The 16,438-nt window shown below is 60.5% G+C and carries 15 protein-coding genes; 5 read left to right on the top strand and 10 right to left on the bottom strand.

Annotation, left to right across the window (positions count from 1 at the left end):
• Window positions 1-38 precede the first annotated feature (38 nt).
• From J5M66_RS09505 to cyoA, 6 genes are read right to left on the bottom strand one after another with little or no spacing between them, the layout of a single operon-like run.
• Window positions 39-299 (bottom strand): metallothionein, encoded by a 261-nt coding sequence (locus J5M66_RS09505; RefSeq protein WP_125916139.1) that lies wholly within the window; start codon window positions 297-299, stop codon window positions 39-41.
• Window positions 274-1,317, bottom strand: a complete 1,044-nt coding sequence (gene cyoE, locus J5M66_RS09510) for a heme o synthase (RefSeq protein ID WP_207807851.1) — start codon at window positions 1,315-1,317, stop codon at window positions 274-276. Before cyoE ends, J5M66_RS09505 begins: the two co-directional genes overlap by 26 nt.
• Window positions 1,275-1,613 (bottom strand): cytochrome o ubiquinol oxidase subunit IV, encoded by a 339-nt coding sequence (gene cyoD / locus J5M66_RS09515; RefSeq protein WP_016774550.1) that lies wholly within the window; start codon window positions 1,611-1,613, stop codon window positions 1,275-1,277. The genes cyoE and cyoD overlap by 43 nt, the downstream gene beginning before the upstream one ends.
• A 1-nt stretch (window position 1,614) precedes the next feature.
• Entirely contained in the window at window positions 1,615-2,229 is a 615-nt protein-coding gene (locus J5M66_RS09520; protein ID WP_024012803.1) for a cytochrome o ubiquinol oxidase subunit III, read from the bottom strand.
• 2 nt (window positions 2,230-2,231) lie between these two features.
• Window positions 2,232-4,205, bottom strand: a complete 1,974-nt coding sequence (gene cyoB / locus J5M66_RS09525; protein WP_207807850.1) for a cytochrome o ubiquinol oxidase subunit I — start codon at window positions 4,203-4,205, stop codon at window positions 2,232-2,234.
• Between the two features lie 3 nt (window positions 4,206-4,208).
• Window positions 4,209-5,138, bottom strand: coding sequence for a ubiquinol oxidase subunit II (gene cyoA / locus J5M66_RS09530; RefSeq protein ID WP_206420365.1), 930 nt, complete (start codon window positions 5,136-5,138; stop codon window positions 4,209-4,211).
• A gap of 320 nt (window positions 5,139-5,458) precedes the next feature.
• On the opposite strand from cyoA, the gene J5M66_RS09535 reads away from it, so the two are divergent.
• Window positions 5,459-5,773, top strand: a complete 315-nt coding sequence (locus J5M66_RS09535; RefSeq protein ID WP_016774554.1) for a hypothetical protein — start codon at window positions 5,459-5,461, stop codon at window positions 5,771-5,773.
• A gap of 13 nt (window positions 5,774-5,786) precedes the next feature.
• On the opposite strand, the gene galE (J5M66_RS09540) is transcribed toward J5M66_RS09535, so the two are convergent.
• Window positions 5,787-6,812 (bottom strand): UDP-glucose 4-epimerase GalE, encoded by a 1,026-nt coding sequence (gene galE, locus J5M66_RS09540; RefSeq protein WP_125916475.1) that lies wholly within the window; start codon window positions 6,810-6,812, stop codon window positions 5,787-5,789.
• A gap of 318 nt (window positions 6,813-7,130) precedes the next feature.
• On the opposite strand from galE (J5M66_RS09540), the gene J5M66_RS09545 reads away from it, so the two are divergent.
• Genes J5M66_RS09545 through J5M66_RS09560 form a run of 4 tightly spaced genes read left to right on the top strand, consistent with a single transcriptional unit; the run spans window position 7,131 to window position 12,407 of the window.
• Window positions 7,131-8,300 carry a glycosyltransferase family 1 protein gene (locus tag J5M66_RS09545; protein WP_207807849.1) on the top strand — a complete coding sequence of 390 codons (1,170 nt, stop codon included), beginning with the start codon at window positions 7,131-7,133 and terminating at the stop codon, window positions 8,298-8,300.
• The gene (glf, locus tag J5M66_RS09550) at window positions 8,288-9,460 is read left to right on the top strand and encodes a UDP-galactopyranose mutase (RefSeq protein WP_207807848.1); all 1,173 of its coding nucleotides are present in this window, start codon (window positions 8,288-8,290) and stop codon (window positions 9,458-9,460) included. The genes J5M66_RS09545 and glf overlap by 13 nt, the downstream gene beginning before the upstream one ends.
• Window positions 9,457-10,650: a beta-glucosidase gene (locus J5M66_RS09555; protein ID WP_207807847.1), complete on the top strand. Its 1,194-nt coding sequence runs from the start codon at window positions 9,457-9,459 to the stop codon at window positions 10,648-10,650. The genes glf and J5M66_RS09555 overlap by 4 nt, the downstream gene beginning before the upstream one ends.
• Window positions 10,647-12,407 carry an ABC transporter ATP-binding protein gene (locus J5M66_RS09560; RefSeq protein WP_207807846.1) on the top strand — a complete coding sequence of 587 codons (1,761 nt, stop codon included), beginning with the start codon at window positions 10,647-10,649 and terminating at the stop codon, window positions 12,405-12,407. The genes J5M66_RS09555 and J5M66_RS09560 overlap by 4 nt, the downstream gene beginning before the upstream one ends.
• An 8-nt stretch (window positions 12,408-12,415) precedes the next feature.
• On the opposite strand, the gene J5M66_RS09565 is transcribed toward J5M66_RS09560, so the two are convergent.
• Genes J5M66_RS09565 through J5M66_RS09575 form a run of 3 tightly spaced genes read right to left on the bottom strand, consistent with a single transcriptional unit; the run spans window position 12,416 to window position 16,430 of the window.
• Window positions 12,416-13,894 (bottom strand): family 16 glycosylhydrolase, encoded by a 1,479-nt coding sequence (locus tag J5M66_RS09565; protein WP_207807845.1) that lies wholly within the window; start codon window positions 13,892-13,894, stop codon window positions 12,416-12,418.
• A 30-nt stretch (window positions 13,895-13,924) separates the two neighbouring features.
• Window positions 13,925-14,980 carry a UDP-glucose 4-epimerase GalE gene (gene galE / locus J5M66_RS09570; RefSeq protein ID WP_207807844.1) on the bottom strand — a complete coding sequence of 352 codons (1,056 nt, stop codon included), beginning with the start codon at window positions 14,978-14,980 and terminating at the stop codon, window positions 13,925-13,927.
• A 31-nt stretch (window positions 14,981-15,011) separates the two neighbouring features.
• A complete protein-coding gene (locus tag J5M66_RS09575) occupies window positions 15,012-16,430 on the bottom strand; it encodes an oligosaccharide flippase family protein (protein ID WP_207807843.1) in 1,419 nt (472 codons plus the stop codon).
• Between the last annotated feature and the right edge of the window lie 8 nt (window positions 16,431-16,438).

A 16,438-nucleotide genomic window follows, 5' to 3' on the forward strand; every position in this document is an offset into this window, starting at 1 on the left:
TATAAAAAAGTGCCTCGAAGGCGAGCACCCTTGGCGGATCACGGGGAAATCGGATCGCTGGCGGGAAAGGTTTCCTCGACTGCCTGATCCAGTTTCGAGTCACTGACATTGCGCTCATCGGCCCCAAGGTTCTGCTCGCAATGGCAGGTCGAGGACGGGCAGGGTTGGCCCTTCGGGTGAAGATCCGCGCAGGCCTGACTGCAAAACTGCTTGCCGTCACGCTCGAAGGTTTGCTCGCCGCTGCATTTGCAGGTGCAGCCCGGGCAGGCGCAATCAGTTGTTGAAGGATCGTTGGCCATGGGTTTCCTCCAGGTGGTCTGTAAAGGCAGTCGTTACCGATTCTGATAACCCGCCCCGCACCTGCGTTTGATGATTTTCCCCCACGCCCGATGAGTGGTAGAGCGCAGAGGGCGAGGGCAGTACGGCGTTCAACGCGAGGGAAAGATTCAGCGCCAGGATCAGCAGGATCGATACGCTGAAAATGCGCCGCGCCCAGACTTTCGCATTGGTGGTTCGCACCGGTCGCAACGTCAGATAAAACCAGTAGCCGCCCAGGCCAAGTACCACCAGCGGATAAGAAACATTGATAGCCGCAACCCAGCCCAATATCGCCGCGCTGATCAGGAACGCGACCATGTACAGGTTGATCTCGCGTCGTGCCTGTCTGAGCGTCAACGTCGGCAATCCGGCGGCACGAAAGTCTTCGTGGCGCATGACGGTTATCGCGTGGGAGTGGGGCATCTGCCAGCAGCAAAACACCACGATGAGCATCAGCGCCGTGGCATCGAAGCTGCCGGTCACGGCGCAATAACCGACCACCGGCGGCATGGCCCCGGACAGGCTGCCGACCAGCGTGCCCCAGTGCGAACGGCGTTTCATCAGGCAGGTATAAACGCCCGCATAAACGATCAGACCGACTGCCGCCATGTCGCACGCCAATGCTGTGGTGCCGACCCACAGCAAACCGAAGCCGATCACACCCAGCACCGTCGCGTAGCAAAACGCACTGGGCAACGACACAGCGCGAACGGCCAGCGCCCGATGACAGGTGCGCACCATGCGCCGGTCGATATCGCGGTCGACGCAGTTGTTGATCACGCAACCGCAAGCGATGACCAGCGCGGTGCCGAGCAGGGCGGCCAATAAATGCGCCAGGGACACCGGGCGGCCACCGGCGGCAAGCAGATAGCCGCCGAACACCGAAGCCAGGTTGCCGACGATGATGCCTGGCTTGGTCAGTTCCAGCCCGACATTCAGCGACAGCCGCCCTTGCTTCAGTGCGCCAGCATGTTGTGGTGAATGCTGTCCATGATCCATAGCGAAAGCCCAACCAGCAGAAGAATGATCACCACCGAGAAGATCAGCGCTCTGAGGTTCCAGCGTTGCTCCTTGGCGGTGTCCAGATGCAGGAAATATTTGAGGTGGGCGAAGACTTGCACCACGCCAAGTGCAACCACCACCCAGGCGGTGACGCTGCGTGGCAACGTCGGGTACATGACCAGGCCAAAGGGAATGACGGTCAGAATTACCGAAATGATGAAACCGACCATGTACGAACGACTGGTGCCATGGCTGGTGCCGGCACTGCTATGAATCGGGCTCTGGTTATACATGTCACACCACTCCCAGCAGATAAACCACGGTAAATACGCAGATCCACACCACGTCGAGGAAGTGCCAGAACAGGCTCAGGCAACTCAGGCGCGTGGTGTTGGTATTGGTCAGGCCCCGGCTGCTTACTTGCAGCATCAACACCGCCATCCACACCAGACCACTGAGCACGTGGGCGCCGTGGGTGCCGACGAGGGTGAAGAACGCGGTGAGGAAACCGCTGCGATCCGGCCCGTAGCCTTCTGCGATCAGATGATGGAATTCGTTGATTTCCATGGCGATGAAGCCGCAACCCAGCACGAAGGTGACGCCGAGCCAGCGCAGCACGTGGGATTTGTCATTGCGGTTCATCGCCAGCATCGCGTAACCGTAAGTGATGCTGCTGAGCAGCAGCAACGCGGTTTCGGCAAGGACGTAGGGCAATTCGAAAATGTCGACAGTCGAAGGCCCGCCAGCCACGCTGTCACGCAGTACGGCATAGCCTGCGAACAGCGTCGCAAACAGGATGCAGTCGGTCATCAGGTAGATCCAGAAACCGAAAATGCGCATCGAGCCCGCGTCTTCATGGCCATGTTCATGGCTGTGCGCGATGTCTTTATCCAGAACGATATTGGACATGTTCAAGCCTCCGCCAAGTCTTTGAGACGCGCTTTTTCAATCCGCGCCACTTCCTGCGCCGGGACGAAATAGTCGATGTCTTCGTCATAGCTGCGCACGATCATTGCCACCACCGAAGCGACCAGGCCGAAGATCGCCAGCCACCAGATATGCCACACCAGGGCGAAGCTGCAGATCAGCGCGAAGACACTGATCACCAGGCCGGCGGAGGTGTTGCGCGGCATGTGAATGGCGCGGTAGTCGGTGTGACTGAGGGTGCTGACGCCGCGCTCCTTCATGCCCCAATAGGCGTCGAGATCGTTGACTTTCGGTTGCTCGGCGAAGTTATAGAACGGTGGCGGCGAGGCCGTGGCCCATTCCAGCGTGCGACCGTCCCACGGGTCGCCGGTGAGGTCGCGCAGTTTCGCGCGGTTGCGGATGCTCACGTAGAGCTGCAGGGCCTGCGCGGACACGCCACAAAGAATGATGCCGACGCCAAGCAGTTCCAGCAGCAGCCACGGTTGCCAGGCCGGGTTGTCGAAATGGTTCAGGCGCCGGGTCATGCCCATGAAACCGAGCACGTACGAGGGCATGAACGCGAAGTAGAAACCGACCAGCCAGCACCAGAACGCAATGCGCCCGAGGCGGTCGTTGAGGCGGAAACCGAACGCCTTGGGGAACCAGTAAGTCAGCCCGGCCATGTAGCCGAACACCGCGCCGCCGATGATCACGTTATGGAAGTGCGCGATCAGAAACAGGCTGTTGTGCAGCAGGAAGTCGGCCCCGGGCACCGCCAGCAGCACGCCGGTCATGCCGCCGATACTGAACGTGACGATAAAGCCCAGCGTCCATAGCATCGGCGTTTCGAAGCGCACGCGGCCGCGATACATGGTGAACAGCCAGGTGAAGATTTTCACCCCGGTCGGCACTGCAATGATCATCGTCATGATGCCGAAAAACGCGTTGACGTTGGCCCCCGCGCCCATGGTGAAGAAGTGGTGCAGCCAGACGATGAACGACAGAATCGTGATCGCAATCGTCGCCCACACCAGCGAGACATAGCCGAACAGGCGCTTGCTGCTGAAGGTCGCGGCGATCTCCGAGAAGATCCCGAACGCCGGCAGGATCAGGATGTACACCTCCGGATGGCCCCACGCCCAGATGAGGTTGACGTACATCATCGGGTTGCCGCCGGCCTCGTTGGTGAAGAAGTGCATGCCCAGATAACGATCGAGGGTCAGCATCAACAGGGTGGCGGTAAGGATCGGGAACGCAGCGAGAATCAGGATCGAGGTGCACAGTGCGTTCCAGGTGAACACCGGCATCTTGAACAGGGTCATGCCTTCGGTGCGCATCTTGAGAATGGTCACGAAGAAGTTAACCCCGGTTAACAGCGTCCCTATGCCGGATATCTGTAATGACCAGATGTAGTAATCCACCCCGACCCCGGGGCTGTAGCCAAGTTCGGACAGGGGCGGGTAGGCGACCCAGCCGGTGCGGGCAAACTCACCAACGCCCAGCGAGATGTTCACCAGTGCCGCACCCACGACGAACAGCCAGAAACTCAGCGCGTTGAGGAACGGGTAGGCGACGTCGCGGGCACCGATCTGCAACGGCACGACGATGTTCATCAGGCCGACCACGAACGGCATCGCCATGAAGAAAATCATGATCACGCCGTGGGCGGTGAAGATCTGGTCGTAGTGTTCCGGCGGCAGGTAACCCGGGCCGCCACTGGATGCCATGGCCTGTTGGGTACGCATCATGATCGCGTCGGAGAAACCGCGCAGCAGCATGACCAACGCGACGATGATGTACATGCAGCCGATTTTCTTGTGATCCACCGAAGTGAACCACTCGCGCCACAGGTAGCCCCACTTGCGCTTCCAGGTGACGGTACCGACCAGGGCAAAACCCATCAGGCCGACGATAGCCAGGGTGTACATGACAATCGGCTCGTGCAATGGAACCGCGTCCCATGAAAGTTTCCCGAACATGATTTAACGCTCCTCGGCCAGCAGACTCGGTTGTTGATTGACGCGCACATCGTCGCTGTTGCTTTGCACCTGGGTTTCCTTCTTGCGCGGTGCTTTGTTCATTCCTTCGTACTTGTCGACGATGTCGAGAAACAGTCGCTCCTGCACAGCCGAGTAATAAGCGATCTTGTGCGCCACTGAAGGCTTGGCCAACTCGGCGTAACTGGTTTGATCAAGTTGCCCGGGCGCCGCTTTGACTTTGTTGACCCACGCTTCGTAATCCGCGCCGCTGAGTGCCAGGGTGCTGAAGTGCATGTCGGAAAAACCGTGGCCGTTATAGTTCGCAGCAATCCCGCGATACTGGCCGATTTCATTGGCGATCAAATGCAACTTGGTCTGCATGCCGGCCATGGCATATATCTGCCCACCGAGTGCCGGAATAAAGAATGAAGTCATGGCCGCGTCGGAAGTGACGGTGAAACTTACCGGCGTATTCACCGGTATCGCCAGTTCATTGACCGAGGCAATGCCCAGATCGGGGTAGATGAACAGCCATTTCCAGTCCGTTGCCACCACTTGCACATTGAGGTGCGGCACGTCGGAGTCCAACGGGCGATAGGGATCGAGTGCATGGGTGGTTTCCCAGGTCACCCAGCCGAGTACGCAAATAATCAGGAACGGCACGCCCCAGACCACCGCCTCGATCTTGTGCGAACTGGCCCAACGCGGCGAATAACGGGCCTTCTTGTTGGTCGCGCGGTAGCGATAGGCGAACAGGAAGGTCATGACGATGACCGGGATCACCACCAACAGCATCAGGCCCGTGGCGAGAATGATCAGGTCGCGTTCATCTCGGGCAACATCGCCCTTGGGGTTGAACACCACCAGATTGCAACCGGCGAGCAGAACGCTGGTAGCGAGATAGACCAGGCAATAGCTGATTGTTCGCTTCATACATGCTCCTGTTCTTTATATCGATCCTTGTTTTCTTCGGGCAACAGTTGGCCATGGACAGAAAACCCTGTTTCTGTACCGGCTAATCACGCTGGGCTGAATAACGAGTTGTACTTGAGCTCGCCTGGGCCTCGAACTTTTTGAATGAGCATTGCGACGTTGGTTTTACAGAATGTTACGCAAGCTGACGAACGGTTGAACTAGCGAAACGGCGGGCGCGAATCAACGCGCTATGCTGAAAATGCCTCTTGGCAATCCTTGGAATTATTCCGCCAAAGGAAAGATCTTTGACGTGAGCGAGTTGAGTTCAGGAGTACGACATGTTCAAACGCGGCGAAACCTACAACAAATGGAAGGCGACGGAAAAGGCGGAAAAGTGCCATACCGAAGAGGTTGAAAACGGCTGTCATATCGAGGTGCGGGCACGGGAAGCCGATGATGGCGACGTCGAAATGTTCATCAGCGTTTACACCGCAACCGGCGAGTGCGCCTACGAGCGCATCAGGAAATTGCCCGGCGTGGAATGGGAAGTCGAGGACGCGCTTAAACGTGGCATCGATCAGGCAGAACGAATTGCCGGCGGCGAGTCCGGACGATTGTCCTGTGCCGATGCGCACGGCCACGAGAACGAGTGACCGTGCGCAGCTTTCAATTGGCCTGGCGAACGTCAACCTGGCCGAGTTGATTGCACTGCCAGCGCCAGGCATCGGCGAGCATGCTGTGCAGTGAGCGGCTCGCCTGCCAGCCCAGTTCTTCGAGGGCTTTTTGCGGGTCCGCCCAGCATCGCGCGATGTCGCCGGGGCGCCTTGCTTCAATCCGCAAAGGGATCTTGATACCGGTCACTTGCTCGAAGGCGCTGATCACCTCCAGCACCGAATAGCCGCGCCCGGTACCGAGGTTCCAGATGCTCACACCATGGCGATCGCGCAAGGCGTCGAGCGCGCAGACGTGCCCGAGTGCAAGGTCGACGACGTGCAGATAATCGCGAATGCCGGTGCCGTCCGGGGTCGGGTAATCGTTGCCGAACACTGACAGCTGCGCGCGCTGGCCACTGGCAACTTCCAGCAGATAGGGCAGCAGGTTGTTGGGCGTGCTGGTGGGTGCCTCGCCGAGCAGGCCGGAAGGGTGCGCACCAATCGGATTGAAATAGCGCAGCAGGCCGATCGACCAGCGCGGGTCGGAACTGGCGACACTCTTCATGATGTTTTCCGACATCAGTTTCGACATGCCGTAAGGATTGGTCGGCTGGCCAGTGGCGCAGTTTTCGTTAATTGGCAGGGTGGCGCAGTCGCCATAAACAGTGGCCGATGAACTGAACACCAGATGGAAAACTCCGGCCTGGGCCATGGCCTGGCACAAGGTCAGGCTGCCGCCGACATTGGTGTCGAAATAGCGCAGAGGTTCACGCACGCTTTCTCCGACCGCTTTCAACCCGGCGCAATGCACCACGGCATCGATCGGGTAATCGTGCAGAAGATTGTCGAGCAGTCGTCGATTGCGCACATCACCCTGAATGAACTCCGGTCGTTTTCCGGCCAGCGTACTGATGCGCTCGATCGCCGCGCGCTGGCTGTTGCACAAGTTGTCGAGGATCACCACATCCTCGCCGTTGCCCAGCCATTGCAGTGCGACATGCGCACCAATGTATCCCGCACCACCCGTAATCAAGATCATGCGCCCGCCCTCACAAGTGACGCCATCGGCGATGGCTTCGTAGATGGTTTCGATGCGCCTGTGCGGCGGCAAAAACCATGGTTGTTCTGGACGGTAGGGGCTGGATTGATCGGCAAGTTCAACCTTGTTTGCCAGCCGGTATGTGCAGTTCATCGGCTGTGTTCAAGGTTGGGCTGAACGTCGCGTGAACGCGGCTATTCCAACCTTCAAGAGCCTTACGGCCTCATCGAGAAATGCCCTGCACTTGCAGTGTCGACAAGTGTGACGGCCCGGTGGCTCGGCACTGAGTCGTCTTGTTTTTTTGATGAGGATCTGGCTATGAACCTGGCAGAACAACCCGAGGCGCTTGCATTGGCGAGCGCGCAAAATGCTGTCGAAGCATCCTTTCAGGTGCGACCCACGTTGGTGTGCCTGTCGCATCTGCGCTGGGGATTTGTTTATCAACGGCCGCAGCACGTCATGTCGCGATTGGCCAAACACTACGACGTGGTGTTTTTCGAAGAGCCGGTATTTGTCGAAGACGCCACGCTCAGACTCGAGCTTTCGAATCCGGCGGCGGGAATAGAAGTGGCGGTGCCGCAATTGCCGATCGGCATGAGTGGCGAGGCGATCGAGCAGGCGCAGAGGCAATTGCTCGATGAGCACCTCGCCGGACGCGTTCAGGGCGATCTTTTGCTGTGGTATTTCACGCCGATGAGCCTGCTGTTTACCGAGCACCTCGACGCTCGGGTTACCGTCTATGACTGCATGGATGAACTGTCGGCGTTCATGGGCGCACCGGCGCGCTTGATCGACATGGAGCAGCAACTGCTCGCCCGGGCTGACGTGGTGTTTACCGGCGGCTTCAGTCTGTGGGAGGTCAAGCAGCGCCAGCACGGTAATGCCTATCCGGTACCGAGCAGCGTCGACATCGCGCATTTCGCGGCGGCGCGGCAGGCACTGCCGGAACCGCCCGATCAAGCATCCATAGCGCGGCCACGCCTGGGCTTTTTCGGCGTGATCGATGAACGCTTCGATATCGAATTGATTGACCGCGTGGCGGCGATGCGTCCCGACTGGCAGATCGTGCTGATCGGTCCGGTGGTGAAGATCGATCCGCAGACGCTGCCGCAACGGCCGAACCTTCATTATCTGGGCGGCAAGCAATATGCCGAGCTGCCGGACTACCTCGCTGGCTGGGACGTGGCACTGATGCCGTTCGCCCTCAACGCCTCCACGCGTTACATCAGCCCGACCAAGACTCCCGAATACCTCGCTGGCGGTTGCCCAGTGGTGTCGACGCCGATTCACGATGTGATCAGCGGCTACGGCGAGAGCGGCGCGGTGTTCATCGCCGACACTGCCAAGGCCTTCGTCGAGGCGATCGAAAAAGCTTTGCCACTCAAAGGCACCATCGAATTTCTGCAGCGCGCCGATGCCGCGATCGCCGGCATGTCGTGGGACAACACCAGCCGCTTCATGCAGGAGCAGATCGAATGCCTACGATAAGCCTTGAGCGCGCCAAGTCCGGCCACGCCTATGACTACCTCATCGTTGGTGCCGGGTTCGCCGGCAGTGTCATCGCCGAGCGTCTGGCCGAAGGATTGGGCCGCCGAGTGTTGCTGATTGACCGGCGCCCGCATATCGCCGGCAATGCCTACGACCATTACGATGAGGCCGGGGTACTGGTGCACCGCTATGGTCCGCACATCTTTCACACCAATGCCCAGCGCATTGTCGACTACCTGTCGCGCTTCACCGAATGGCGACCTTACGAGCATCGAGTCCTCGCCCAGGTCGACGGCAAGCTCGTGCCGATTCCGATCAATCTGACCACGCTGAATTCGCTCTATGGCCTGTCGATGTCCTCCGAAGAAGCCGAAGTGTTTCTCGCCGAACGCGCCGAACCGGTGGCGACCATTCGCACGTCCGAAGACGTCGTGGTCAATCAGATCGGCCGTGAGCTCTACGAAAAATTCTTTCGCGGCTACACGCGCAAGCAGTGGGGGCTGGATCCCTCGGCACTGGATAAATCGGTGACTTCGCGCATTCCGACGCGGACCAGCGAAGACGACCGCTATTTCGGTGACACCTTCCAGATCATGCCCTCGGACGGCTACACGCAAATGTTCGAACGCATGCTCGATCACCCGAACATCGATCTTCTGCTCGGCACCGATTTCAAGGCTGTGCGCGACGAGGTGCAGTACGCGCATCTGATCTACTGCGGCCCGATCGACGAATACTTCGATTTCCAGTTGGGCCGTTTGCCGTATCGGTCCTTGCGCTTCGAACACCAGACCCTCGAGCAGGAACACTATCAGCCAGTGGCGGTGGTGAATTATCCGCACCCGGATGTGCCGTATACGCGCATCACTGAATACAAACACCTGACCGGGCAAACGCACCCGTGCACCAGCATCACCTACGAGTTTCCCTGTGACGATGGCGACCCGTATTACCCGGTGCCGCGCGCAGAAAATGCCGAGCTGTACAAACGCTATCGAGCGCTCGCCGAGCAGACGCCGAACGTGACGTTTCTCGGCCGACTGGGTACCTACAAGTACTACAACATGGATCAGGTGGTGGGCCAGGCGCTGGCTTTGTATCGGGATATCCAGGCGGCGCAGGCAGAAACCACCGCTGAAACCGAGATCGATGCTTCATGACCGCGCAGCCGAAAGGCGACGAGCCCGGCGCAGATGCGTCTTCGATCTTCAGCAGCTTCGTCATGGCCGGTTTCGAATGTTCCAGCCAGCGCCGCCAGGACGGTCGGCGCCTGGATCTGCTGGCCGACACCGGGCATGCGCGCTGGGTCGACAAGGACTACCTGCGACTCAGCGGATTGAACATCCGTTGCGCCCGCGACGGCTTGCGCTGGCACCTGATCGAGCGCAGCCCCGGGCGCTATGACTGGAGCAGTTTTCTGCCGATGCTCAAAGCGGCACAAGCGCAGCAAGTGCAGGTGGTCTGGGATCTGTGCCATTACGGCTACCCGGATGATCTGGATATCTGGCGCCCGGCATTTGTCGAGCGTTTCGCCCGCTTCGCCGCTGCTGCAGCGAAGCTGATGGCCGACGAGGGCGTGAGCGTTCCGTTCTACTCGCCGATCAACGAGATTTCCTTCTGGAGTTGGGCGGGAGGCGAGGTGGCGTATTTCAATCCGAACGCACGCGGGCGCGCGCAGGAGCTCAAGCATCAACTGGTGCGGGCGAGCATTGCTGCGATCGAAGCGATACGCGAACAGGCGCCTAATGCGCGGTTTGTCCAGTGCGATCCGTTGATCCATGTGATCGCCGGTTCCCGGCGCAGTGACGATATCGAAGCCGCTGAGGCTTATCGGCTGTCGCAATTTCAGGCGTGGGATCTGCTCACCGGCCGCGAATGGCCGGGTCTGGGTGGGCAGGAGCATTACCTGGATATCGTCGGCGCCAATTTCTATGCGCATAACCAGTGGTATTTCCACGGCCGACGGATCCTTCGCGGCGAGCGCGACTTCCGGCCGTTGTCGGGCATGCTCAAGGAACTGCACCAGCGTTATCAGCGGCCAGTGCTGATCGCCGAAACCGGTGCCGAAGATGATGAACGCCTGCCGTGGCTGGCATACATCGTCGAGCAGACGCTGCTGGCCCTCGAACGCGGTGTGCCGGTGCAGGGCATTTGCTGGTACCCGTTTTTCGATTATCCGGGGTGGGACAATGGCCGGTATTGTCCCACCGGTGTGTTTGGCTATCCCGATGGCGAGGGCGAGCGCGCGGCGTTTCATCCCCTGCACGTCGAGCTGGCGCAAGTGCCCGAGCGGATTGCCGCAAGTCTGCGCCGGGTCAATGGCCGGCGTGTTGAGGGGCAGGGGAGATGAACTTTCAGCGCAGGCGCGATGAACCGTTGCCGGCGTCAGCCGCCGCGTTTCTATGGCGCTACATAAGAATTCGCCCGGCGCACTTCGTCTCCATGGTCGCACTGGTGATCGGCGCGGCTTGCTGTGCGGTGGTGGTTCAATACGGCATGAAACTGCTGGTCGATGCCATGGCCGCCGGGTCGGCGGCGGAACAGGTCTGGCACGCGTTCGGCCTGTTCATGGCGTTGATCGTGATGGAAAACCTGCTGTGGCGCCTCGGCGGTTGGGTCGGTTGCCACACCATCGTCGGCAGTTGTGCGGATCTGCGCGTCGACCTGTTCCATCATCTGACCGGCCACCCGATGCGTTATTTCCGGCGGCATTTCTCCGGTTCGCTGGCCAATCGCGTCTCGGCGATCGGTGCCGCTGCCGACAAGGTCTACGGCGGACTGACCTGGCGTATCGTGCCGCCATGCGTGGATTTCATCGGTGCCGTGGCCTTGCTGTTGGCGGTGCACGGTGCGATGGCGCTGGCATTGGTCGGTTGCGTGATAGTCGTCGCCGCGCTGATTACCATATTCGGCGTGCGCGGTCGCAGCCGGCACATCGCTTTCGCTTCGCAGTCGGCGCGGGTCGGTGGCGAGATTGTCGATCTGGTTTCCAACGTCTGGACCATCAAGGCCTTCTCTGGACGCCAACGCGAGCGCCTGCGCCTGGAGCGCGAGATCGGCATCGAGGCCGATTCACACCGCAGCAGCTGGATGTACATGGAAAAGGCCCGGGTACTGCACGACATCTGCCTGACCGTTATGGCCGGCGGCATGCTCGGCTGGGCGATTCTGCTCTGGCGAGCGGGACAGGTGACGGCGGGGGATGTGGTGATGGTCAGCGCGTTGACCTTTCGCATCCTGCACGGTTCGCGTGAACTGGCGCTGGCCCTGGTGGAAACCAGCCAGCAGATGGGTGTCATCAGCGAGACGCTGGGCATCGTCGCCCAGCCCCACGAGCTCAGCGACGCCTTGGAAGAACTGGCGCCGACGCGCGGGCACATCAAAATGCTCGACGTCAGTTACGCCTACCCGGACGGGCGCAAGGTCTTCGAGCATTTTTTCCTGGATATTCCCGCTGGACAAAGCGTCGGCATTGCCGGCACCTCGGGCTCGGGAAAGTCGACTTTGCTCGGTTTGCTGCAACGTCTGGATGACGTGCGCAGCGGGGTGATCCTGATCGACGACCGCGACATCCGCTCGGTCAGCCAGGACAGCCTGCGCCGGCAGATCGCCGTGGTGCCGCAGGAACCGGCGCTGTTCAATCGCAGCATTCTGGAAAACATCGGCTACGGCCAACCGCACGCTACCGAGCAGCAGATCATCGATGCGGCGCGCCAGGCGTTTTGCGATGAATTCATCCAGGCGTTGCCGCAGGGTTATCACACCCTGGTGGGTGAACGGGGAGTGACGTTGTCCGGCGGGCAACGCCAGCGCCTGGGGCTTGCGCGGGCGTTTTTGAAAGACGCCCCGATCCTGATTCTCGACGAGGCGACCTCGGCACTGGATTCCGATTCCGAAGCGATCATCCAGCGTGCATTGAGCAATCTCATGCGCGGCCGCACGGTACTCGCCGTGGCCCACCGCCTCTCGACCATCGCCAATTTCGATCGGGTGCTGGTGCTCGAGGACGGCGAGATCGTCCAGGACGGCACTCCCGAAGAACTGCGCGAAAGCCAAGGGCGGTTCCGCACGCTGTGGCAGATGCAGGCGATGGTGCACAACCGTTGAACGCGCTGCTATTGCGCTGAGCGCGTCCAGACCCTGACGTAGTCGATGCGAAACACCGACGGCAGATCAGCATCGTCGACCACGCCGAACCAGTCCCACATCGCTTCACTGTCGAAGACGATTTGCATGGGGAAATGCCAGTAGTTGTTTTTCGCCTCTCGCACCAGCACGCCGTCGACGTACCAGCGCAAAGTCTCGGGTTGCCAGTCAAAGCCGTAGACATGAAAAGTATTGGCCAGCCGCCACGGTGCGATCCAGGTACTGCCGGAACTCAGGTGTTGATCATTCTGCGGTCTGGCCCAGACATGCGCGTTCATGTTGTACAGGCGATCGAAGGCTTCATTGCGGGTCTTGCCGCCGATTTCGAAGATATCGATTTCCGTGGCATTGTCCGTCAGCCCGGTCCACGCCAGCCAGAACGCACTGGAACCGGCGGAATTCATCGGTTTCGCCCGGGCTTCGTAATAGCCGTACATCCCCCGTTCGTTGGTTCGCACCATCGCCGAGCTGTAATCCTTGTAGCCCAGGGCGACGTATTTCTCCGGGAGGGTCTGTTTGCGGAAAGTGATGTTCAGATTGCCGTTGCCGAGCTTGGCGTTCTCCGGCAAAAACAGCGCCGGTTTGCGCCCGAGGGAATCGGTGCCGGTGGCGTTGTTGACGTGCCAGCGTTCGGCATCGAGCGCGCTGCCGTTGAATTCGTCGGACAGCCGCGTATCGCGTTTCCAACCGCCGGCATTGGCTTGGTCCGATAACGGCAGGTCGGGCGTAACGTGCGTCGGGGTCGGGCCTAGCGGACCGACGCGAGTCCACGCATCCACCTGTTGCGGAATGGCGACCGTCCACTTTTGCGCCAGATACTCGAACACATTGCGGCGTTCTTCCTGGCTGCTGAATGGGCGGTCATAAACCAGTACTTCGGCAATGTCGCCGCGGAGGATTTCCGAGGTGCCAACCACGTTGCGCGCCACCGCGAACGGGCCGATCGGCACGTCACTGGTTTCCAGCAACGCCAGCGCCGGCTCGTAGGCGGTGGTCTGCTGCACACTGATGCCGAAATTCGGTGCGACGTTGTCGTTGTCCGCCAGTTGCGGCCGCGAGCTGAACAGGCGCTGCCAGGCCTTGCCGCCGGCTTGCTCGGGCAGGCGCCGCGAGACAACGAACACCGTCACCGGCCCTTTGCTTGTGCGGATCGCCTGGCCCATGAATGCAGCCGTGCCGCTGAAGCGCACCACGCCGTGGCCGTTGAGGGCGTTATCGACGCGCGTGGGCAAAGTCGTCGCCGCGCGATTGTCGACGACCACGTCATTGCCCTTGCCGGATTTATCCAGCCAGCGCACGACCTGATTTTGTCCATCCAGTGTCATCGAGGCCGGATCATTGCCGTCCAGCCACAACACAAGTCCATCAGTGACCGGTCGTGGAATATTGGCGTTGGCGCCAGCGCTCAGCAGCAGCAAAACCAACAGCAAGCAGCGTGATCTGTTCATGAGTCGTCCCTAACGTGGATTTGCCCCGGTTCAAGTGCCCACCGCCAGCAGCGGCGCCGGTTGCGGGCGGTAGCCCCACGGGTTGTTGGTCTGCCAGCGCCAGCTGTCGATGAGCATTTGCGTCAGCTCGCGTTGCGCGCGCCAGCCCAGTTCGCGCCCGGCCTTGCTCGCATCGGCGCGGCACTCGGCGACATCACCGGCGCGGCGCGGGGCGAAGCGGTAGGGAATGCGCAGGCCGGTGACGTCTTCGAAAGCGCTGATGATCTGCAACACGCTATAGCCGCTGCCGGTACCGAGATTCCAGATGTGCAGGCCATGCTCATCACCGTGCAAAACCTGCAGCGCCTTGAGATGACCTTCGGCCAGATCCAGTACATGGATGTAGTCGCGAATACAGGTGCCGTCGACGGTTGGATAGTCGTTGCCATACACGGTCAACGCAGCGCGCTGGCCGCTGGCAACCTCGGTGAGGCACGGCAGCAGATTGTTCGGCCGACCGTTGGGCGCTTCGCCGATCAGCCCGCTCTGGTGCGCGCCGATCGGGTTGAAGTAACGCAGCACAGCGATGTTCCAGCGCGCATCCGCGAGGGCGAGGTCGCTGAGCAGTTCTTCGATCACCAGCTTCGAGCGCCCGTACGGGTTAGCCGGTTTGCCGGTGCCATGCGATTCCACGATCGGCATCACAGTCGGCTCGCCATAGACAGTGGCCGAGGAACTGAACACCAGATTGAACACCTGCGCGCGGGCCATCGCCTGACACAGGTTCAGTGTGCCGAACACATTGTTGGCGTAGTAATCCATCGGCCGGCGCACGCTCTGCGCAACGGCTTTGAGGCCGGCGAAATGCAGCACTGCATCAATCGCGTAGGTGCTGAAAATCTCGTCCAGCAGCGCGGCGTCGCGGATATCGCCCTCGATGAAATCGACGTGCGAGTGACTCAACAGCTCCAGCCGTGCGACTGCTTCGCGGCTGCTGTTGCACAGGTTGTCGAGGATCAGCACCGAGTGTCCGGATTCGATCAGTTGCAATGCCGTGTGCGAACCGATGTAGCCGGCACCGCCCGTGATCAACGTGGTTTTGCGCATGACGACGTGCTCCATTGCGAGGAAATGCAGCTCAGCGGGCGGTGAACACCAACTTGAATTCTTGCGGCCAGCGCGGGTGCAGCAGGCTGTAGGCCAAGGCATAGGTCAGCGCGCCGATGGCAATATCGCCGGCCAGGTGCGCGTAGCCGGACAGGCCGGTTTGCCGCGACGCCCACATCACCACGACGACCATCACGAGAGAGGCAAGCAGGCTGCGGTAACCGGACTGAAAGAAGCTGCGCCAGTCGTAACCGATCGCGGCGTGCAGGCCGCGTACCTGCAACGGCGTGATCAGCAGCATGCGCAGCAGCAAAGCCAGCGCCGCCGCCATGCCGCCGTAGCTCGCGCCGAGCAGATACACCAGCGCCAGCGCGAGCAGGGTGGTGGCAACTTCGGCCTTGAGGGTCAAGTGCGTGCGATTGACCGCCACCAGCGCAGTGGTTGCATACAGCGCCAGATTGCCCAGCGCCGCCGTGCAGGCGAGCACTTGCAACAAGGGAATCGCATCGGCCCATTTCGCGCCGAAGATCAGCAGGATGATGTCCTCGGCGGTCAGGGCGATGCCGAAGAACAGCGGTGTCAGTACGAAACCGCTGATCGCCGTGGAATCGCCGATTACCCCTATCAGCCGCGCCGGTTCGGCACTGCGCCGGGCGAACACCGGCAAGGCGTAGCTCATCAAGCCGTTGTAGATCGCCGAGCGCGGCAGGTCGATGATGCGCATGGCCAGGTTGAACATGCCCACTGCATGGGCGCCAGCGGTGAGACCGAGAATCAGGTTGACGCCACGTTGCAGGGTTTGCGAACTCATCACGTTGACACAGACCGGGAGACCGGCGCGCAGCACTTCGCCCAGCACCTGGCGATCAATCAGAAAAGCGATGCGCCGACGCTCGCTGCGCATCAGTACCAGTGTGGAAACGCCGTCCATGATCAGCGCCTGGGCAACCACCGCCCACGGGCCGAAACCCAGCATCGCCACGGCCACACCGCCAACCCCGCCAGCCACTTTGCCGAGCAAGGTACGCGAGGCCAGCAACTTGAAATTGCCGCTGCGGCGCATCTGCGCCACATACACCCGCGCCATCAGGGTGAAGAGGATTTTTACCGAGGCCACGGCGGTCATCCAGCGCAGCGCGGTGGACGGCGTATACAGCACCACTGCCAGCGAAATCAAAGCAATCGACAACAGACTGACCAGCACGGCAAACCAGAACACGCTGCTGATGTGTTTGTCCTCGACACGTTGCAGGCGCACCAGCGGGTCTTCCAGCATCGACGAGAATAGAATGCCGACCACTTCGACCACGGCGATGATCAGCGTGCCGATGCCCAGCTCCGTCGGCGTCAGCAGATGCGCGTAGACGACAAAGGTAATCATCGACAGAAAGATCAGGCCGAACTTCTCGGTGAAAATCCATACGAGGGTCATCAGGCGACGGTTGGCCATGGCGCGAT

The organism is Pseudomonas sp. 67(2021), assembly GCF_017491835.1.
In the GTDB taxonomy this organism is placed as follows: domain Bacteria; phylum Pseudomonadota; class Gammaproteobacteria; order Pseudomonadales; family Pseudomonadaceae; genus Aquipseudomonas; species Aquipseudomonas atacamensis.